Below are 18,820 nucleotides of genomic sequence, written 5' to 3'. Positions count from 1 at the left end.
GCCAAGGCCCCAGAGGTATAGTGTGAAAAAAGCCAATAAAAACAATGCCAGTCAGGCTTAACTGACTGGCATTACCCCGCAGTGCGGGGCGTTTTGGCAAGCGAGGCTGATTAGGCAGCCAGGTTCTTGGCCACGAATTCCCAGTTCACCAGGGTCCAGAAGGTTTCCATGTACTTCGGACGCAGGTTGCGGAAATCGATGTAGTAGGCATGCTCCCACAGGTCAACGGTCAGCAGCGGGGTGGTACCGGCTTCGGTCAGCGGGCAACCGGCGTTGGAGGTGTTGACGATGGCCAGAGAGCCGTCAGCCTTCTTCACCAGCCAAGTCCAGCTGGAACCGAAGTTGCCGATGGCGGACTTGGTGAAGGCATCTTTGAACTCGGCGAAGGAGCCGAATGCCTTGTTGATGGCATCAGCCAGTGCGCCAGTCGGCTCGCCACCGCCATTCGGGGAGAGGCAGTGCCAGTAGAAGGTGTGGTTCCAGATCTGGGCGGCGTTGTTGAAGATGCCACCGTTGGAGGTCTTGATGATCTCTTCCAGAGACTTGCCTTCAAACTCGGTACCCGGCACCAGATTGTTCAGGTTGACCACGTAGGTGTTGTGGTGCTTGCCGTGGTGATATTCCAGAGTTTCCTGGGAGATGTGCGGTTCCAGAGCGTTGATTGCATAGGGCAGAGCGGGAAGTTCGAATGCCATTTTCTACTCTCCATTGGCTGGACCGTGCGAAGGCGACGGTTGCAAGACATTGCGTACTCTTTTCTATATGTGAAAAGAGTTGTTTTTAAAATGATGGGGCTGGGTAGCCCAAAGCCAAGGGATTGTAGCAGTATCAAAGATGGCCTAACAACTCTTGATTGGCGCCATGATCGCGATCAAGCCTGAGTGGGTTCTTTACGCAATTCTAACCGGGTCACCCCTTTGTCAGTTTGTGCTCGGGCAAGATTGCAGTAGAATGGCGGCCGAAATCGCTCTAGTGAGGCACCTATGGAAACTATTGAAAAGATTAAGCAGCAGCTGGCTGACAACCCCATCATCATCTACATGAAGGGCTCCCCCAAGCTACCCAGCTGTGGCTTCTCTGCCCAGGCCTCCCAGGCTCTGATGTCCTGCGGCGAGCCGTTTGCATACGTTGATATCCTGCAAAATCCGGATATCCGCGCCGAATTGCCAAAATTCGCCAACTGGCCGACCTTCCCCCAGCTGTGGGTTGAGGGTGAGCTGATCGGCGGCAGTGACATCATGATTGAGATGTTCCAGGCTGGCGAGTTGCAGACCCTGATCAAGGAAACTGCCGCCAAGTACAAGCAGGATGACGCCGCCGCAGAGTAAGCGGGTGTTCACATCGCTGAAAAGGGAGCCATAATGGCTCCCTTTTTTATTTGCCAACTACCCGAGCGGTGCAAACATCGCGAGCAGGATATCTGCGCTCATAGGGACGGAATGACAGAGCAGTTTTTGCATTAATAAATCTAATCTTTAATGCTTTGTTTGGTAGTTGTTAATTATATAATTTCAGCGTGTTTGATTATATTTTCTAATCCATTGGGATTCGAGTGTTGCCGTTGTCACATGTTTTGATAATTTCACAATGAGCTAGTCTCTTTGCATGTTTTTTTGTGTTTATGCTCACATTAATTGCAAGTGATAGAACCTAGTATCGCTTCGCCCTGTGAAATAAAACCCTACAAATTAATAAATAAAAAGAGATTTGCGATGAAGATGTATAGCAATCTGCCCATTGGTCTTCATGATATTACTGAAGCCAAAAAAAGACTGACCAATCATATATACAAGACCGTGCAACTACCCTCTAACTACATCAGCGAACGTTGCCATGGCGAGGTTTACCTTAAGCTGGAAAATATGCAACGTACCGGGTCGTTTAAAATCCGTGGTGCCTTCAATAAACTCAGTTCATTAAGTCTTGAAGACCGACAAAAAGGTGTTGTCGCCTGCTCGGCGGGCAATCATGCCCAAGGTGTATCACTCTCCAGTGCTATGCTAGGAATTGATGCCAAGGTGGTCATGCCTTGCTGTGCCCCCAAATCAAAAATTGCTGCAACCAGTGACTATTCAGCCAAAGTGATCCTCCATGGAAATAGCTTCAATGACACCATTGCCAAAGTCAGCGAAATCGTGGAAATGGAAGGCCGCGTATTTATCCCCCCCTTCGACGATGCAAAAGTGATTGCCGGCCAGGGCACCATTGGCCTGGAAATTATCGAAGATTTGTATGATGTCGATAACATCATAGTGCCGATCGGTGGCGGTGGTTTGATTGCTGGTGTTGCCATGGCTATCAAATCTATTAATCCGACCATCAAGGTGATTGGTGTGCAATCCGAGAATGTGCACGGTATGGCGGCCTCTTTCTATGCCGGTACCATGACCAATCACAGAACCAGCAGCACGCTGGCCGATGGCTGTGATGTGGCAAGACCCGGTTCACTGACCTTCGAAATCGTCAAACAATTGGTGGATGATATTGTACTGGTCACCGAGGATGATATTCGTCATAGCATGGTTGACCTTATTCAGCGCAACAAGGTGATTACCGAAGGGGCGGGAGCTCTGGCCTCGGCAGCGCTGCTCAGTGGCAAGCTGAAACATTATGTCGAAGGTAAAAAGACCGTCAGCATTATTTCGGGTGGCAATATTGATCTGACCCGGATCGCCGAAATTATCGAACAGAACAATATTCGTCAATTTAGCCTGTAAGGAATGCAGTCATGATATTAGACAGTGTTGTCACCGGCAGTAAAGAGAATACGCGTGCATGGCGTAAATCGGATACCACATGGGGATTAGGTCTGTTCGGTACTGCTATCGGGGCGGGGGTCTTGTTCTTTCCAATCCGGGCCGGATATGGTGGCCTGATCCCAATATTAATCATGCTGGTGCTGGCTTACCCCATTGCATTTTATTGCCACAGGGCGTTGGCCAGATTATGTCTTTCTGGCAGTAATCCATCGGCAAATATTACCGAGACCGTTGAAGAGCATTTTGGCAAAATGGGTGGAGTAGTAATTACCTTCCTCTATTTCTTTGCCATTTGCCCACTGCTGTGGATATATGGTGTGACGATCACCAATACTTTTATGGCATTTTGGGAGCATCAACTACAGTTGGTTCCGCTTAATCGAGGTGTGGTTGCACTGGCATTGTTGATGTTGATGGCATTCGTGATCTACTTCGGTAAAGATCTGATGGTCAAGGTGATGAGCTATCTGGTCTTTCCCTTTATTGCCAGTTTGATCGTTATCTCTCTCTCCCTCGTCCCGTACTGGAACAGTGCCGTCTTTGATCAGGTCAATCTGAGCGAGATATCGATGTTTGGTCACGATGGTATTCTGGTTACCGTCTGGCTGGGGATCTCCATCATGGTCTTCTCCTTCAACTTCTCGCCGATTGTCTCCTCTTTCATTGTCTCCAAACGGGAAGAGTATGAGCAGGAGTTCGGGCGTGATTTTACCGAGAAGCGCTGCTCGAAGATTATCTCCGGTGCCAGCATGCTGATGGTGGCCGTGGTGATGTTCTTTGCCTTCAGCTGCCTCTTTACCCTGTCACCGCAAAATATGGCGGAAGCCAAAGCCCAGAACATTCCGGTGCTCTCCTATCTGGCCAACCACTTCTCCTCAATGACGGGCAGCAAGTCTGCGTTTGCCACCACTTTGGAGTATGCGGCGTCCATCATTGCGCTGGTTGCCATCTTCAAATCCTTCTTTGGCCACTATCTGGGGACGCTGGAAGGGTTGAATGGTCTTATCCTCCGCTTTGGCTACCAGGGCGACAAGAGCAAGGTTTCCAGTAAAAAACTCAACATGGTCAGTATGTTGTTCATCATGGGTTCGACCTGGCTGGTCGCTTATGTGAACCCCAACATCCTCGACCTGATTGAGGCAATGGGGGCGCCAATCATCGCTTCCCTGCTCTGTCTGCTGCCGATGTATGCGGTGAGCAAGACACCGGCACTTGCAAAATATAAAGGTCAGGCCAGCAACCTGTTTGTCACCATCATCGGTGTACTGACCATCCTGAATATAGTTTCCAAGCTGTTCTGAAAACCTTTTCTGCAAGTCATCAGCCATTCAGGCCCCCTGGCGGGGTCTGCATGGCGCAGTCAGAAGTGCGCAATAACCTGTTCTTGGTTGGCCCAATTATGTGGGCCCAGGGCAAGGCTATCCGTGATTTGGCCACCACACTCAGTGGTAAATATGTTCTGACTGCAGTGACTCGACATCATAAATATCGAGGCGATGTAATGAAGTTTGATTCGTTGGTTCTGGTTATCAATTGCGGCTCTTCGTCGGTCAAATTCTCGGTACTGGACAGTAAAACCTGCGAGGTGGTGATATCCGGTATGGCGGATGGTATTGAGACGGCCCATCCCCAATTGCAAGTGGGTAAAGAGCCCGCTATGTCATTACCTGAAAATAACCACACCTGTGCATTGGCTGCCATCGCGGCGGAATTGAAAAAACGGGATCTGCTGGATGCCATTGCACTGGTTGGTCATCGAATTGCTCATGGTGGTAGTGAATTTAGTGAAGCCGTGATCATTGATGAACATGTATTGGCCAAAATCAAGCAGGTGTCACCCTTGGCTCCCCTGCACAATCACGCCAATTTAAGCGGCGTGATGGCCGCCCGCCAGCTATTTCCCAACCAGCCCCAAATTGCGGTATTTGATACCGGCTTTCACCAGACCCTCAAGCCGGAAGCTTATATATATGGGCTGCCTTACCAATATTTGCAGGATTACGGCGTGCGCCGCTATGGCTTCCACGGTACCTCCCATCGCTATGTCGCCGAGCAGGCTTGCGTATTTATGGGGCTGGATGAGCAGCATGCCGGTCTGGTCATCGCCCATCTGGGCAATGGCGCCTCTATTTGCGCTGTACAGGATGGCAAGAGCGTCGATACCTCGATGGGGATGACGCCGCTGGAGGGGTTGATCATGGGCAGCCGCAGCGGCGATATCGATTTTGGCGCGCTGGCCTATATCGCCAGCAAGACAGGACAATCCATCGAGGATATCGAGCGGGTATTGAATAAGCAGTCCGGCCTGCTGGGTATTTCGGGGCTCTCCTCAGATATGCGGGTATTGGAAGCTGCCTATCACGAAGGACATCCCGGGGCGAAATTGGCGATCCACGCCTTTGCCCATCGTATTGCCCGCCATATCGGTGGTCATGCCACCTCATTGCGCCGACTGGATGCCGTTATTTTCACCGGCGGGATCGGCGAAAACTCGGCCTTTGTAAGAAAGCTGGTATGCGAACGACTTCAGGTATTTGGCGTAGCGATCAGCGAGCCGTTTAACCAGCGTCCCAATAGCGAGGGCTGCCGGGTAATTTCGGCGGCAGAGTCCATGGTGCTGGCGGCGGTTATTCCCACCAATGAAGAGAAAATGATCGCGCTGGATGCCATTCGTCTGGGGCAGCAGGTTCGTCAGGCCGAGTGCGTCTGACATCTTCCACTGTAGTGTCATGAGTAGTGAATGAGGTTTATTTGATGAAAGTTGATATGCAATTGGATCAGGATAAATTCCGTCAGGCATGGCAAGGGTTTGCCGGTGAAAACTGGAAGCACGAGATCAACGTCCGTGATTTTATCCAGCAGAACTACACCCCCTATGAAGGTGACGAACAGTTTTTAGCAGATGCGACCGAAGCGACCACCACTTTATGGAACAAGGTGATGGAGGGGATCCGTATCGAGAATGCTACCCACGCGCCGGTCGATTTTGATACCAATATTGCCACGACCATCACCGCCCACGGGCCGGGTTATATCGAACAGGGGCTGGAAAAAATCGTTGGCCTGCAAACCGACAAGCCCCTTAAAAGAGCGCTGCACCCGTTTGGCGGCGTAAATATGATCCGCAGCTCTTTTGAAGCGTATGGCCGGGAGATGGATCCCGATTTTGAATATACCTTTAGCGAATTGCGAAAAACCCATAATCAGGGAGTGTTCGACGTCTACTCTCCCGAGATGTTGCGCTGCCGAAAGTCAGGGGTATTGACCGGTTTGCCGGATGGTTACGGTCGTGGTCGCATTATCGGAGATTATCGTCGGGTCGCGCTTTATGGCATAGATTATCTAATCCGTGAGCGGGAGCTGCAGTTTGCCGATCTGCAACCGGCTCTCGAGCGGGGAGAGCAGCTGGAGCAGGTGATCCGCCAGCGCGAGGAGCTGGCCGAGCACAAGCGGGCACTGGTGCAGATCAAGCAGATGGCGGCCAACTACGGCTTTGACATCTCCGGGCCGGCACGCACTGCCCAGCAGGCGGTGCAGTGGCTCTACTTTGCCTATCTGGCGGCAGTGAAGTCGCAAAATGGCGGCGCCATGTCCCTCGGCCGTACCGCCACCTTCCTCGACATCTATATCGAGCGGGATCTGAAGTCGGGGCTCATCAGCGAGCAGGATGCCCAGGAGCTGGTCGATCACTTCATCATGAAGATCCGCATGGTGCGTTTCCTGCGTACCCCCGAGTTTGATTCCCTCTTCTCCGGCGATCCCATCTGGGCGACCGAGGTGATCGGCGGCATGGGGCTGGATGGTCGCACCCTGGTGACCAAGAACTCCTTCCGCTACCTCCACACCCTCAAGACCATGGGGCCGGCGCCCGAGCCCAACCTCACCATCCTCTGGGCGGAAGGGCTGCCGCGGGCCTTCAAGAGCTATGCGGCCCGCGTCTCCATCGATACCTCATCCCTGCAGTATGAGAACGATGACCTGATGCGCACCGACTTCGAGAGCGATGACTACGCCATCGCCTGCTGCGTGAGCCCCATGGTGATCGGCAAGCAGATGCAGTTCTTCGGTGCCCGCGCCAACCTCGCCAAAACCCTGCTCTACTGCATCAACGGTGGGGTGGACGAGAAGCTGAAGATCCAGGTCGGCCCGAAAGTGGCGCCCATCATGGACGAGGTGCTGGATTACGACACTGTCATGGCCAGCCTCGACAGCTTTATGGACTGGCTGGCGGTGCAGTACATCAGCGCGCTCAACCTTATCCACTACATGCACGACAGGTACAGCTACGAGGCTTCCCTGATGGCGCTGCACGATCGCGACGTCTATCGCACCATGGCCTGCGGTATCGCCGGTCTGTCGGTGGCGGTCGATTCGCTGGCGGCCATCAAGTACGCCCGGGTCAAGCCGGTGCGCGATGCTGACGGGCTGGCGGTCGATTTCGTGATTGAAGGGGAGTATCCCCAGTACGGCAACAATGACGAGCGGGCCGACTCTATCGCCTGCGATCTGGTCGAACGCTTCATGAAGAAGATCCAGGCGCTGCCGACCTACCGCAATGCGGTGCCGACCCAGTCGATCCTGACCATCACCTCCAACGTGGTGTATGGCCAGAAGACCGGCAATACCCCGGATGGCCGCCGCGCCGGTGCGCCGTTTGCGCCGGGGGCCAACCCGATGCACGGTCGGGATCGCAAGGGAGCGATCGCTTCGCTCGCTTCGGTGGCCAAGCTGCCGTTCAAATATGCCAAGGACGGGATCTCCTACACCTTCTCCATCGTGCCGGGGGCGCTCGGCAAGGAGCCGGCCAATCGCGAGAACAATCTGGTGGGGTTGATGGATGGCTACTTCCATCATGAGCGGGATGTGGAAGGAGGCCAGCACCTCAACGTCAACGTGATGAACCGCGAGATGCTGCTGGATGCCATCGAGAATCTGGATAAGTACCCCAGCCTGACCATCCGTGTCTCCGGCTATGCGGTGCGCTTCAACGCCCTGACCCGCGAGCAGCAGCAGGACGTCATCTCCAGAACCTTCACCAACATGATGTAACTCTGATGCCCGGGGTGAGCAGGTTTGCTCCGGGCCTACTTTTTGTTTGTCAGCACGAGGAAGTAACAGATGCGACAGGTTATCACTACCAAAGCGGCGCCAGGCGCCATCGGCCCCTATGTGCAGGGCACCCGGATTGGCAACATCCTCTACACCTCCGGCCAGATCCCGCTGGACCCGGTAAGCGGCGACATTGCAGAGGGTATCGAAGCGCAAACCCTGCGCTCCCTGCAAAACGTAAAGGCGATTGTCGAGGCGGCAGGCGGTGAGGTGCGCAATATCTTCAAGACCACGGTGTTCGTCTCCGATCTGAATGACTTTGCTGCGGTCAACCGGGTCTACAACGACTTTTTCACCGAGCACGATGCCATGTATCCAGCGCGCTCCTGCGTGGAGGTGGCCCGCCTGCCCAAGGATGTGAAGATCGAGATAGAGGCAATTGCTGCGCTGGAGTCCTGACGCGGCGATCCTTATCAATAAAAAGAGCGGCAGCCCGAGGGCTGCCGCTCTTTTTTCATCGAACCCGCCTTGCGCGATAAGGGCGCAAGGAGTGGGCCATTCTGGATCAGGCGATCCGCTCGATGCGCGCCAGATAGAAACCGTCGAAACCGGTAGCCGCCGGACTCACGGTGTGATCACCGAGCAGGCGGAAGTTTTCGTTGGCGGCGAGGAACTTGTCCACCTGTTGGCGGTTCTCCTCGGGCAGGATGGAGCAGGTAGCGTAAACCAGCATGCCGCCCACTTTCACCATCTGGCTGTAGCGCTGCAGGATCTCTTCCTGCAGGGCGACCAGCACCGGCAGACGCTCGGCGGTATCGCGCCACTTGGCATCCGGATTTCGCTTGAGCACGCCAAGACCGGAGCAGGGGACGTCCAGCAGCAGGCGATCCGCGCTCTCTTTGAGGCGCTTGACGGTCTTGCTGCTGGTGATGACCCGGGTCTCCACGTTGTGGGCGCCGGCGCGGCGGGCACGCTGCTTGAGGTTCTCCAGCTTCCACTCTTCCACATCCATCGCCAGCAGACGGCCTTTGCCCTGCATCATGGCGGCGATGTGCAGGGTCTTGCCACCGGCACCGGCGCAGGCGTCGATGACGCGCATGCCAGGGGTGACTTCCAGCGCCGCAGCAACCAGCTGGGAGCCTGCGTCCTGCTGTTCGAAGCAGCCATCGGCAAAGGCCTTGGTGCGGAACAGGGCTGCGTCGGAGGTGACCTGCAGGGCAGTCTCCACACCATCAACCGGAATGGTGGTGACCTGCTCTTTGGCCAGAATGGCCTGCAGCTCATCACGGGTGCACTTGAGGGTGTTGACCCGCAGGTAACGCTTGGGCATCCAGGCCAAGGCGGCACGCTCGGCAGGCCAGGCTTCACCCAGTTGCTCGCTGCCCAGTTTCTCCAGCCAGCTCGGGCAACCATCCATCAATACCGGGTTCTTCTTCGCCTCGGTCAGACGGCGGCGGAAGGCATCTTCATTGAAGCGATCCAGGGTCGGGTTGTTGGGCTGGGCAATCTTGTGGAAGGCGTGCCAGCTGTGCAGCAGCGGCCAGACATTCTTTTCGGCCTGACGGACCTGAATGCCGGTCAGGAAGCAATAGAGGCTGAGACGACGCAGCAGGTCGCCGGTGACCAGGGCAATCCTTGCCTGTTCTTGCGGTTTGAGTTCGATGCCGGAGAAGTGACGGGCATAAGCGCGGTCGAGGGTGAGACCCTGACCGAGTACATCGTCAACAATGGCAACGACCAGATCCCCGAAACGGGGCAACAGTGGGGATTTGAGCATGAGATTAACCTTGGCCAGATAAAGATGAACCGAACCTTTGTGAAGAGGGGCAGTTCTAAAATTGACAAATCCGCGCAATGATAGGGGTTAGACGGGGTTGGCGCAACACTCCCACTCGGGAATGGTGGAAAGGGTTGCTTCAGCTTTGTATTGATGTGGCCGAATAAAAATAAAGTACAGGCCGCAATTCAGGCGATTGCATTAATACAAGGACTAAAAACAATGCATGTGACGAAATACTCTACGGTTGCCTTGCTGATGGCCAGCATGCTGGGCTCAACCAGCCTGATGGCTGGCGAGTGGAGCACGATAGCCGCCAGAGCGACTGCTGAGCAAGGTTATGAAGTGCGGGCCAATCAGTTTCGGGTTGCCAAGGTGCCGCTCGACTATTTTGCCGGACTGAAAGCCGGGGCGAGTGAGCTGACCCTGCCGCTGCCCGATGGGGGGGAGGTTACCTTTGCGTTGGAAGCTTACGACGTGCTGCCCGCAGACCTTGCAGCCAAGTATCCGCAGATCCGCACCTTCAAGGGCTACAACCCGGCGCATTCGGTCGATACCGGGCGCTTCGATCTGGGGCCACAGGGTTTCCACGCCATGTTCAGCCATCAGGGCCAGATGGTGTTTGTCGATCCGCTGCGCAATGCCGAAGGGTATGCCGTCTATTACCAGCAAGATGCCCATAGTCGGCTGGAAGATGAGGCGGACAAGATCATTGGTTCGCAGATCAGCAAGCGGGTGCGCAAGGTGCAAGTGGATGGCAATGTCCGCAAGCAATATACCATCGCCATTTCGACGACGGGGGAATTTACCCGCTACCACGGTGGTTCCAAAGTGCTCACCTTGGCAGCTATCACCACCTTGCTCAGCCGGATCAATCAGGTCTATCAACGGGATGTGGGCGCCGAATTCGTGCTGGCCAGTGGCAATGACAACCTGATCTTTACCGATCCTGCCAGCGATCCGTTCGCCAATGATGATACGGATGCTGATACCAATATCGGGGTGCAAGCTGATTATTTTGTTAATAAAGGTTTGGTAGGCAATTTTGATATCGGCCATGTTCTGAATACCGGCGGTGGCGGGCTGGCCGGTTTGGCTGTGCTCTGTAACAACCAGAAGTCGAGCGGGATGTCGGGCTCACCCACGCCGGTGGGGGATGCCTTTTTCGTTGACTATGTGGCCCATGAAATTGGCCACCAGTTCGGTGCCGACCACACCTTTAACGGTACCACGGACAGTTGCGGTGGTGGCAATAGGGCTGATACACAGGCATATGAACCGGGCAGTGGCAGCTCCATCATGGCCTATGCCGGCATTTGTGGTGACGAGAATATTCAGGCCAATAGTGAGCCTTACTTCCATAGCAAATCCATCGAACAGATGCGGGCGCACATGGCGAACGTATCGACTTGCGGAACTACTCTCCCGTTGAGCAATAATGCCCCGCAGGCGGCAGCAGGGGGGGACTATGTGATCCCTACCAATACGGCCTTTATGTTGAAAGGGGCGGGTGGAGATTTGGATAAAGATTCTCTGCTCTACAACTGGGAGCAGATCGATCTGGGTACTGAATCGAGCAGTGCCGCCACCATGATTGACGATGGAACCCGGCCGCTGTTTCGTTTTGTCTCTCCCACCAGCTCTGCCGAGCGGACTTTGCCAAGCTTGCCATCGTTGCTTTCCGGTACTCTCGCCAAAGGTGAAGCTTGGCCGACCACCAACCGGGATCTCAACTTCAGACTGACGGTGCGTGATGGTCAGGGGGGAGTTGCCAGCGATGACATGAAAGTGCAAGTGATCAATACCGGCGCGGCATTTCGCATCACCAACCCGTTTTATGGGGTTACCCTCACTCCGGGTGCCAGTCAGGCAGTGGCATGGGATGTGGCGGGCACCACGGTGGCACCTATCAGTTGCAGCAAGGTGGACATCTCGGTGACCCAGGATGAGGGTGCGAGCTGGACAACCCTGGCGGCCGGTCAGCCCAACAATGGAGCTGCAACGGTGACGCTGCCCGCCAATCTCACCAGCAGCGTCAGGCTGAAAGTGGCTTGCAGCGACAACATCTTCTTTGCCATCAGCCCCCTCAAACTGCCTTTGGTACAAGGTGGCTCTAATTCAGGTGGCGGTGGTGGTGGCGGGTCGCTCGGATTGTGGACGCTGGCACTGGCGCTGCTTGGCTGGCAACGGAGGCGCACATGAGGGGTATTCCCCTGTTGCTGCTTGCCATGCTAGGTGGCTGTCAGGTCGATGCCAGCACGTTGGAACAGGAGGTGGGGGCAAACCTCGCCAGGCAGGATTACCGCCTGATAGTGATAGCCGGGCGGGGAGAGTTCGCCCCCGGTATTGCAGCCGAGCAGCAGGCAGAGGCAAAGGCGCGCTGCGGCGTGCGTTATCTGGATGGGTTGGGTGATGTGATAAGACCCGAGCAGAAAGAGGCACATGCCAGGCTGAGCGCTTATGCCAGCGAGTATAACCAGCTCATGGTGACGCATTGCCCGGCAGCATCGGGTGCTGACAAGCCGTAATACACCAATATATCCATCCAGATGAGGGGCACTTCTGCCCCCAGGTTATCCGTGAAGGCGCCAATGGCGCCTTCATTTTTTTCCGCTTTTGAACGGAGTCCGCTTGTTTCACCGGAGGTGTGGGGATCGGTAGTAGCAGGATTTTTAAGCGTGATAGCGGTTTTGTGCGGATTTTCTTTTCTGTCTGTCACGCCGATCGGCCATTTACGCTGCACCATACTTGGGATCACCAAGGTAGGGCAAGGAGGCTCTATGAAGCATGGCATTGCGGTGATTATCACCAGTTTGTCTGTTCAGGTTGCGGCAGAACCCCAGTGGACCTTCATGGATGAGAGCGTGGCAAGGGGGGGCGCCTATGATGTGCGAGCCGACAAGGTCAGAGTTGTCGTTCCGGACAAGCCTTTTGAACCTGAGCACCTTGCCAGTGTGTTGACCTTGCCACTCCCAGATGGCACTACGGTGCAGTTTGATGTTCATCCCAATGCCCTGCTCCCTGACGCGTTGGCCCTACGTTACCCTTCTATCAATACCTACAATGGCAAGGCCATCGATCAGGCCACGGATACCGGTCGATTCGATGTCACCATCCATGGTTTTCACGGTATGTTTACTCACCGGGGGCGTACCTTTTACATCGATCCGCTTCAGGACGGTTTCTCCTATGCCGTTTATGAGCAGCAAGATGCCTGGCGCCGACAGGATGTGGATCAGGTGCTGGATTCTCTGGGGGCCGATCGCGAGCGGGCCGTGCTGGTCGATGGCAATTTGCGTAAGCGCTACACCATCGCCATCTCGGCAACGGGGGAATATACCCAGTATCACGGTGGTACCAAGGCCGCAGCACTTTCGGCTATTGCAACACTGCTTAATCGGGTCAACGAAGTCTATCGCCGTGATGTGGGGGCCGAGTTTCAGCTTGCAGCCGATACGGACAAGGTGATTTTCACCGATCCGGCAACGGATCCCTTCACCAACTCGACCCAGGATATCGCCATCAACCAGACCCATCAGGGGCTACTGTTAAATCCAACCTTTGATTTGGGCCATCTGCTGGCGACATCCGGTGGCGGGGTGGCGACCCTGAGATCCCTGTGTAACCCCTTCAGCCGTTCACGGGGCATGACGGGTGGCTCACCGCCTGTCGGCGATGCCTTCTTTATTGATTATGTGGCGCATGAGCTGGGGCATCAGTTGGGGGCCGAACACTCTTTCAACGGCACAGCCGACAGTTGTGCGACGGGTCGCAAGGCTGACTCAGCCTGGGAGCCGGGCAGTGGCTCGACCATCATGGCCTATGCCGGGATCTGTGGTGAAGAGAATCTGCAGGTTAACAGCGCGCCTTTTTTTCACAGCAAGTCGATCGAGCAGATGCGCACCCTGATGGCCTCTTTGCCCTCCTGCGGCACAGATCTGGCGCTTGCCAATAACGCGCCGGTCGTGGATGCGGGGGGCGATCGGGTGATCCCCGCCAATACCCCTTTCACACTGGTTGGCAGCGCGCTGGATTTGGACGGTAATCCCCTGAGTTACACCTGGGAGCAGGTTGATCTTGGCAGTGCATCCTACAGTGTGGCGACCATGGTGGATTATGGAACCCGCCCGCTGTTTCGTTTTGTCTCTCCGACATCGGATCCCCGTAGAACCTTGCCCGCCATGAGCTCGCTGATCTCGGGTGTATTGGCCAAAGGAGAGGCGTGGCCTGCGACCAATCGTAACCTTCAGTTCCGCCTTACCGTGCGCGATGGGCAGGGGGCGGTGAGCAGTGATGAAATGGTGGTTCAGGTGATCAATACCGGCGCGGCATTTGCCATCACAGCCCCGCAGATCGGCACCATGGTGGCGGGTAGTACCCAGATGGTGACATGGGATGTTGCAGGGACCGATCAGCCCCCCATTAACTGCTCTCGCGTGGATTTGGCACTGACACAGAATGGCGGGTCTAGCTGGACGACGCTGGCAAGCGGATTGGCCAATAACGGCTCGGCCAGTGTGGTGTTGCCTGCACCGTTGACCAGCACGGCCAGGCTGAAGTTGGCATGCAGCAATAATATTTTTTCTCTATCAATGGGATAAAAGGTAATGCGTCGGCCACGACGGAGAGTGCAACCGTCATTAACAATAACAGTGCGGGTGGCGGCGGTGGTGGTGGCGCTGTGAGTCTTATCGTGATCCTCCTGATGGGAGGGGCAGCCGGATGGCGCAGATATTACGGCTAGTCGCCAGTTTGCTGCTTTTGCATATCTGCACAGGGCTGGTTATGGCCGCCTCTCTGACCGAGACAATAGAGGAGAGCCTTGCCGCGCAGGATTATCGGCTCATCGTGCGCGGCGGGCGTGGCGGTATGGCCCCGGGAGTTGTGGAGTCACGGCAAGCAGAAGCGAGGACCCGATGCGGAGTGCGTTATCTGGAAGGGTTCGGTGATGTCATTGAGATGGGCAAGGAGGCGGAGTTCGAGCAACGGATTGACTATGCCACCCGACATAACCGGCGGATGCTGGAAAAGTGCATGCCGGAGGCGATTGAGAGGTAATAGTGTGCAGGTAAGCACAGCGGGGAGGCAGTTGCCTCCCCGCTGTGTTATGGCTTGTCACTGGCAGACGGGCGGAGCACAATGCCTGCGTCACTCTCTTGATGGTCGTGGAACCATTATTTATTTGAAGGAAAATCAAGATGATGGATGTTGCTGATCTGCGCCGTGAATACTCCCGTGGCGGGCTGCACCGGGCCGATCTGCCGGCCGAGCCGCTGGCGCTGTTCGAGAAGTGGTTGGCGCAGGCTTGTGAGGCCAAACTGACCGACCCCACTGCCATGGTGGTGGCGACCGTGGATGCCGAGGGTCAGCCCTGGCAGCGTACCGTGCTGCTCAAGCACTACGACGCCCAGGGGATGGTCTTTTACACCAACATGGGCAGCCGCAAAGCGCAGCAGCTGGAAGGCAATCCCCGTATCAGCCTGCTCTTCCCCTGGCACACGCTGGACAGACAGGTTCATGTGACTGGCCGGGTGGAGAAGATGAGCACCTTCGAGGTGATGAAGTATTTCCACAGCCGTCCCAAGGATAGCCAGATCGCCGCATGGGTCTCCAAGCAGTCGACCCGCATTTCGGCCCGTGGCGTGCTGGAGGCCAAGTTCCTCGAGCTCAAGCAGAAGTTTGCCAATGGCGAAGTGCCGCTGCCGAGCTTCTGGGGCGGCTTCCGGGTGGTGATCGAGACGGTAGAGTTCTGGCAGGGTGGCGAACACCGGCTGCACGACCGTTTCTACTACACCCGCGAAGGGGATGGCTGGCATATCGAGCGTCTGGCCCCCTGATCGCGCTGTTCAAATCCGTTTTCACAAGGAGTGTGTATGCGTCTGTATGGTGATCTGCGTTCCGGCAACTGCTACAAGGTGTGGCTGCTGGCCCGCTGGCTGGATCTGCCCCTTGAGTGGGTAGAGGTGGATATTCAGGCGGGGGATACCCGTTCTCCCGCTTTTTTGGCCATGAACCCCAACGGCAAGATCCCGGTGCTGGAGATGGGCCAAGGCGATGCGCTGGCGGAATCCAACGCCATCCTCTTCTATCTGGCGCAAGGCAGCGCCTTGTGGCCCACCGATCCGCGCCAGCAGGCCGAGGTGCTCAAGTGGCTGTTCTTCGAGCAGTACAGTCATGAGCCCTATATCGCGGTGGCCCGCTTTATCGTTCACTATCTCGGCCGCCCCGAGTCGCAGGAGGCGCGGCTCGATGGGCTGAAAGCCGGTGGCGAGAAGGCGCTGGCGGTGATGGAGCAGCAACTGAAACAGAGCCCCTACCTGTGCGGCGATGCGCCGACCATCGCCGATATCGCCCTTTATGCCTATACCCACGTGGCAGAGGAGGGGATCTTCTCCTTGCAGGGGTGGCCAGCTATCCGTAGCTGGATCGCCCGTATCGAAGCCCACCCCCGTCACCTGACGCTGCCTGCGGCCTGTCAGGCCAGCTGATGGAACTGCTGATCGAGGCGACTCTGTGGCAACCGCAGTGGGCTGCGCTGTTGCAGCACTGGCAGCGGCAAGGCCATCATTGGCAACTGCTGCTGGGCAAGGCGGCGGCCTCCCTCGATCAAAGCGATGCTTCCTGGGCGAGTTGTCCCCCTGACGGGGTGCTCTGCCCGGGGGCTCTGCTGGCCGCCTGGCTCGATGGTGATCTGCTGGCGGATTTTCATGTCGATCCCAGCAGCCAGATCCTGATCAGTGCCTCCACCTCGCTGCTGACCCTCGCCAGGGAGCAGGGGCTGCTGACCCTTGGCCCGGTGGGGGCTGACCTGCCACTCACCCCCGAGGCCGATTTGGGCGCCGTGCTAAATCGCCTGCTGGCGCGCCGCGTGACGGTGCCGACCCTGGTTGAGGAGCATCCGCTATCAGGCGTCGTGCTGCGACCACTGCAGGCCGCCGATGACCGCGAGATCGTGCGCTACTGCAGCGACGAGGAGCTGGCTCGCTACACCCTTAATATTCCTCATCCCTATCCGCCGGAGGGGGCCCGCGACTGGCTGGCGCTCAGCTGGCGCAAGGCGGCGCTTGGGCTTGGCTGGAGTTGGGCCATCACCTTGCCAGAGGAGCAAGGTGCGGCGCTGGTCGGGGTGATCTCCCTGCACTGGAATGGCGAGCTGGCCTGGTGGGTGGGCGTGCCCTGGCAGAATCGCGGTCTGGCCACCCGGGCGGCACGCTTGGTCAAGGGGTTCGCTTTTGACCAACTGCAACTGCCAGCGCTGACGGCTCGCCATATGCCGGACAATTTAGCCTCCGGCCGGGTGATGGCCAAACTGGGGATGCACTATCGCGGGCGGCGCCAGCTCAGCGGTCGTCAACCGTGCGAGGTGAGCTACTGGCGGCTGGATCGCGCTCCCTCCTCCTTGCCCAATTCCTTGCCCGAGGAAATTGCCTGCTGGCTTGCTGATGAGCGGATCGCCGTGGTGATCCTGTGGGATCCCGCCACGAGCAATCGGCAGAGTGCCAACGGCAAGCTGGCCATCTCGCTCTTTGTGGATGAGACCGGAACGGGGGAGGAGCCCTGCTGTTCGCCGCATCTTGAGCAGTTGCTGACGCTGCGCTGTTACCCCGTTGATCTGCTGGATCAGGCTGAACCGGAACAGATGTCCCATCTTGGTGGTGTGTTGCTCAAAGATCGGGATGAACAGGGGCTGGCATGGCTGCTGCAACTGGCTGCGCTGCAGCGCCAGGGGCCCGAACTGCTCAGCCGCGAGGATCGTGCATCACGGCTCCACTGGTTCAACCAATTGCTGGCGCAGGCGCTGGGTGACCAGGGTGACTCGCCGCAGATACGTTATGAGCAGTTACGGCTGCTGGTGGAGCTGCCGGAGCTGGTCGACGAGCTGGATGGCTGCTGGCATCAAACGCCCGAATTGACCTTCGAGCGGTTGGCGCAGGATGCGCCCGTCTTTTGGCTGGCCTACTGCGAGGCGATGAACAGGGTCACCTCGGCTACGCTGTCAGCCTTGCAGCAGCAGTTTGCAGCTCGTTTTCCTGAGTGCACCCTCCCATTTTTGGACAAAGGTACTCAGAGTGACCAGCCGTTGTGTGGAATAATGCCTGCTCTGCTGTACGAGGAGTAATACCAGATGTTGAGAACCGAGCGCCCCGGTGACATGCTGCCGGTCTATGAGCTGCTGAGTGCCGCCTTTGGTCGTTCCGATGAGGCCGAACTGGTCAACCGCCTGCGCGAATGTGGCGCTGCCGTGGTGACCATGGTCGAAGAGGAAGAGTACGAGTTTATGGGGCACCTGATGCTAAGCCCGATCACCATTAACGGCATGGAAGGGCCCTGGCTCGGTCTGGCGCCGGTTGCGGTTCATCCCGACTGGCAAGGTCAGGGGATTGGCTCGGACCTTATTCGTGAAGGGCTTGATACGGCGCTCGAGATGGACTGGAAAGGGGTGGTGGTACTCGGGGATCCGGTCTACTACAGCCGTTTCGGTTTCCGCCCGGCCAGCGAGTTTGGCCTGCACTGCATCTATGAGGTGCCTGCCGACTGCTTTATGGCGATGGAGCTGCAGGAGCGCGGTTTTGCGGGTGTGCGGGGGGAGGTGCTCTATCACCCGCTGTTTGATGAGCTCCCCGACGAGTTACCGGATGCGCAGGCAGAAGAGGCCCATCTATAGCGAACAGTCGCAGCGACAAGTCATAACGAAAAAGCCCTCATCGAGGGCTTTTTCAGTTTATATCGGTCCCTGCCGGGCTTATTCGAGCAGTTCACTCAGGCGATAATGTCGAGCTGGGTGCCCTTGCGATTATCTTCGCCCACCATGTCACCCATCTGCCGGGCGAGCGGGCTCTGCTGGAATTGCATGTAGTCGCTCAGATTCTGTTGGCGCTGGTAGCGATTCGCCGCCTGATACACTTCAGCCGTGCTCGGGCCCGACTTGCTGTCGGTCTCCTGACCGCTGGCTTCCAGGTAGCGCTCCACCACGGCTTTATCCTGCTGGTGGGCGGTATAGGAGACAGCCATGGTTCTGCGAGCCGTTGCTTTCTCCTCGCTCTGCGCCTGCAATTCATCTTTCTTGGCCAACGCTTCATTGCGGGCTTTATTGATCTGCTCGGGTGTCACATCGGGGTAGGAGGGGTATTTGCTGTAATCGGGCAGTGGCATGGGCTGGGAGGTGATCTGCATGGTGGCGCTTCTCTTCTGAACAGGAACGGATGCATGATACTCATCAATGTTAGCTCAAGAA

16 protein-coding genes and 1 pseudogene are annotated in these 18,820 nt (G+C 56.7%); 14 read left to right on the top strand and 3 right to left on the bottom strand.

Annotated elements, in window-relative coordinates:
- Positions 1-110 precede the first annotated feature (110 nt).
- Positions 111-695, bottom strand: coding sequence for a superoxide dismutase [Fe] (gene sodB / locus OKC40_RS15405; protein ID WP_075111992.1), 585 nt, complete (start codon positions 693-695; stop codon positions 111-113).
- A gap of 288 nt (positions 696-983) precedes the next feature.
- Here sodB and OKC40_RS15400 point away from each other — a divergent pair, with 288 nt between their 5' ends.
- The 6 genes from OKC40_RS15400 (at position 984) to OKC40_RS15375 (ending at position 8,267) form a co-directional block, all read left to right on the top strand.
- Positions 984-1,328, top strand: a complete 345-nt coding sequence (locus OKC40_RS15400) for a Grx4 family monothiol glutaredoxin (RefSeq protein ID WP_270795849.1) — start codon at positions 984-986, stop codon at positions 1,326-1,328.
- A gap of 384 nt (positions 1,329-1,712) precedes the next feature.
- Positions 1,713-2,717: a bifunctional threonine ammonia-lyase/L-serine ammonia-lyase TdcB gene (gene tdcB, locus OKC40_RS15395; protein ID WP_270795848.1), complete on the top strand. Its 1,005-nt coding sequence runs from the start codon at positions 1,713-1,715 to the stop codon at positions 2,715-2,717.
- Between the two features lie 11 nt (positions 2,718-2,728).
- The gene (gene tdcC, locus OKC40_RS15390; RefSeq protein ID WP_019444738.1) at positions 2,729-4,060 is read left to right on the top strand and encodes a threonine/serine transporter TdcC; all 1,332 of its coding nucleotides are present in this window, start codon (positions 2,729-2,731) and stop codon (positions 4,058-4,060) included.
- A gap of 50 nt (positions 4,061-4,110) precedes the next feature.
- Complete coding sequence (gene tdcD, locus OKC40_RS15385; RefSeq protein WP_270795846.1) at positions 4,111-5,469, top strand: propionate kinase; 1,359 nt, start codon at positions 4,111-4,113, stop codon at positions 5,467-5,469.
- Between the two features lie 44 nt (positions 5,470-5,513).
- Positions 5,514-7,808: a formate C-acetyltransferase gene (gene pflB / locus OKC40_RS15380; RefSeq protein ID WP_270795844.1), complete on the top strand. Its 2,295-nt coding sequence runs from the start codon at positions 5,514-5,516 to the stop codon at positions 7,806-7,808.
- A 69-nt stretch (positions 7,809-7,877) separates the two neighbouring features.
- A complete protein-coding gene (locus tag OKC40_RS15375) occupies positions 7,878-8,267 on the top strand; it encodes a RidA family protein (RefSeq protein ID WP_270795843.1) in 390 nt (129 codons plus the stop codon).
- Between the two features lie 106 nt (positions 8,268-8,373).
- Here OKC40_RS15375 and OKC40_RS15370 read toward each other — a convergent pair whose 3' ends face one another.
- Entirely contained in the window at positions 8,374-9,585 is a 1,212-nt protein-coding gene (locus OKC40_RS15370) for an RsmB/NOP family class I SAM-dependent RNA methyltransferase (RefSeq protein WP_270795841.1), read from the bottom strand.
- A 222-nt stretch (positions 9,586-9,807) separates the two neighbouring features.
- Between OKC40_RS15370 and OKC40_RS15365 the strand changes: the two genes are divergently transcribed.
- The 8 genes and pseudogenes from OKC40_RS15365 (at position 9,808) to OKC40_RS15330 (ending at position 18,250) form a co-directional block, all read left to right on the top strand.
- Positions 9,808-11,787, top strand: coding sequence for a reprolysin-like metallopeptidase (locus tag OKC40_RS15365; protein WP_270795839.1), 1,980 nt, complete (start codon positions 9,808-9,810; stop codon positions 11,785-11,787).
- Positions 11,784-12,113: a hypothetical protein gene (locus OKC40_RS15360; RefSeq protein ID WP_270795837.1), complete on the top strand. Its 330-nt coding sequence runs from the start codon at positions 11,784-11,786 to the stop codon at positions 12,111-12,113. Before OKC40_RS15365 ends, OKC40_RS15360 begins: the two co-directional genes overlap by 4 nt.
- Before the next feature lie 252 nt (positions 12,114-12,365).
- Positions 12,366-14,329, top strand: a pseudogene (locus OKC40_RS15355) (reprolysin-like metallopeptidase).
- Complete coding sequence (locus tag OKC40_RS15350) at positions 14,308-14,643, top strand: hypothetical protein (RefSeq protein ID WP_270795833.1); 336 nt, start codon at positions 14,308-14,310, stop codon at positions 14,641-14,643. Before OKC40_RS15355 ends, OKC40_RS15350 begins: the two are co-directional and overlap by 22 nt.
- A gap of 140 nt (positions 14,644-14,783) precedes the next feature.
- Positions 14,784-15,422 carry a pyridoxamine 5'-phosphate oxidase gene (gene pdxH, locus OKC40_RS15345; protein ID WP_042656206.1) on the top strand — a complete coding sequence of 213 codons (639 nt, stop codon included), beginning with the start codon at positions 14,784-14,786 and terminating at the stop codon, positions 15,420-15,422.
- Between the two features lie 36 nt (positions 15,423-15,458).
- Positions 15,459-16,073: a glutathione S-transferase family protein gene (locus tag OKC40_RS15340; protein ID WP_270795831.1), complete on the top strand. Its 615-nt coding sequence runs from the start codon at positions 15,459-15,461 to the stop codon at positions 16,071-16,073.
- A complete protein-coding gene (locus tag OKC40_RS15335) occupies positions 16,073-17,704 on the top strand; it encodes a GNAT family N-acetyltransferase (RefSeq protein ID WP_270795830.1) in 1,632 nt (543 codons plus the stop codon). Before OKC40_RS15340 ends, OKC40_RS15335 begins: the two co-directional genes overlap by 1 nt.
- Before the next feature lie 6 nt (positions 17,705-17,710).
- Positions 17,711-18,250, top strand: a complete 540-nt coding sequence (locus tag OKC40_RS15330) for a GNAT family N-acetyltransferase (protein ID WP_234605260.1) — start codon at positions 17,711-17,713, stop codon at positions 18,248-18,250.
- Between the two features lie 95 nt (positions 18,251-18,345).
- Here OKC40_RS15330 and OKC40_RS15325 read toward each other — a convergent pair whose 3' ends face one another.
- Positions 18,346-18,759: a hypothetical protein gene (locus OKC40_RS15325; protein WP_270795829.1), complete on the bottom strand. Its 414-nt coding sequence runs from the start codon at positions 18,757-18,759 to the stop codon at positions 18,346-18,348.
- Positions 18,760-18,820 lie beyond the last annotated feature (61 nt).

This window comes from Aeromonas sp. QDB11 (assembly GCF_027705265.1).
GTDB lineage: Bacteria > Pseudomonadota > Gammaproteobacteria > Enterobacterales > Aeromonadaceae > Aeromonas > Aeromonas allosaccharophila.
This window is presented reverse-complemented; position numbering and strand designations above follow the sequence as displayed.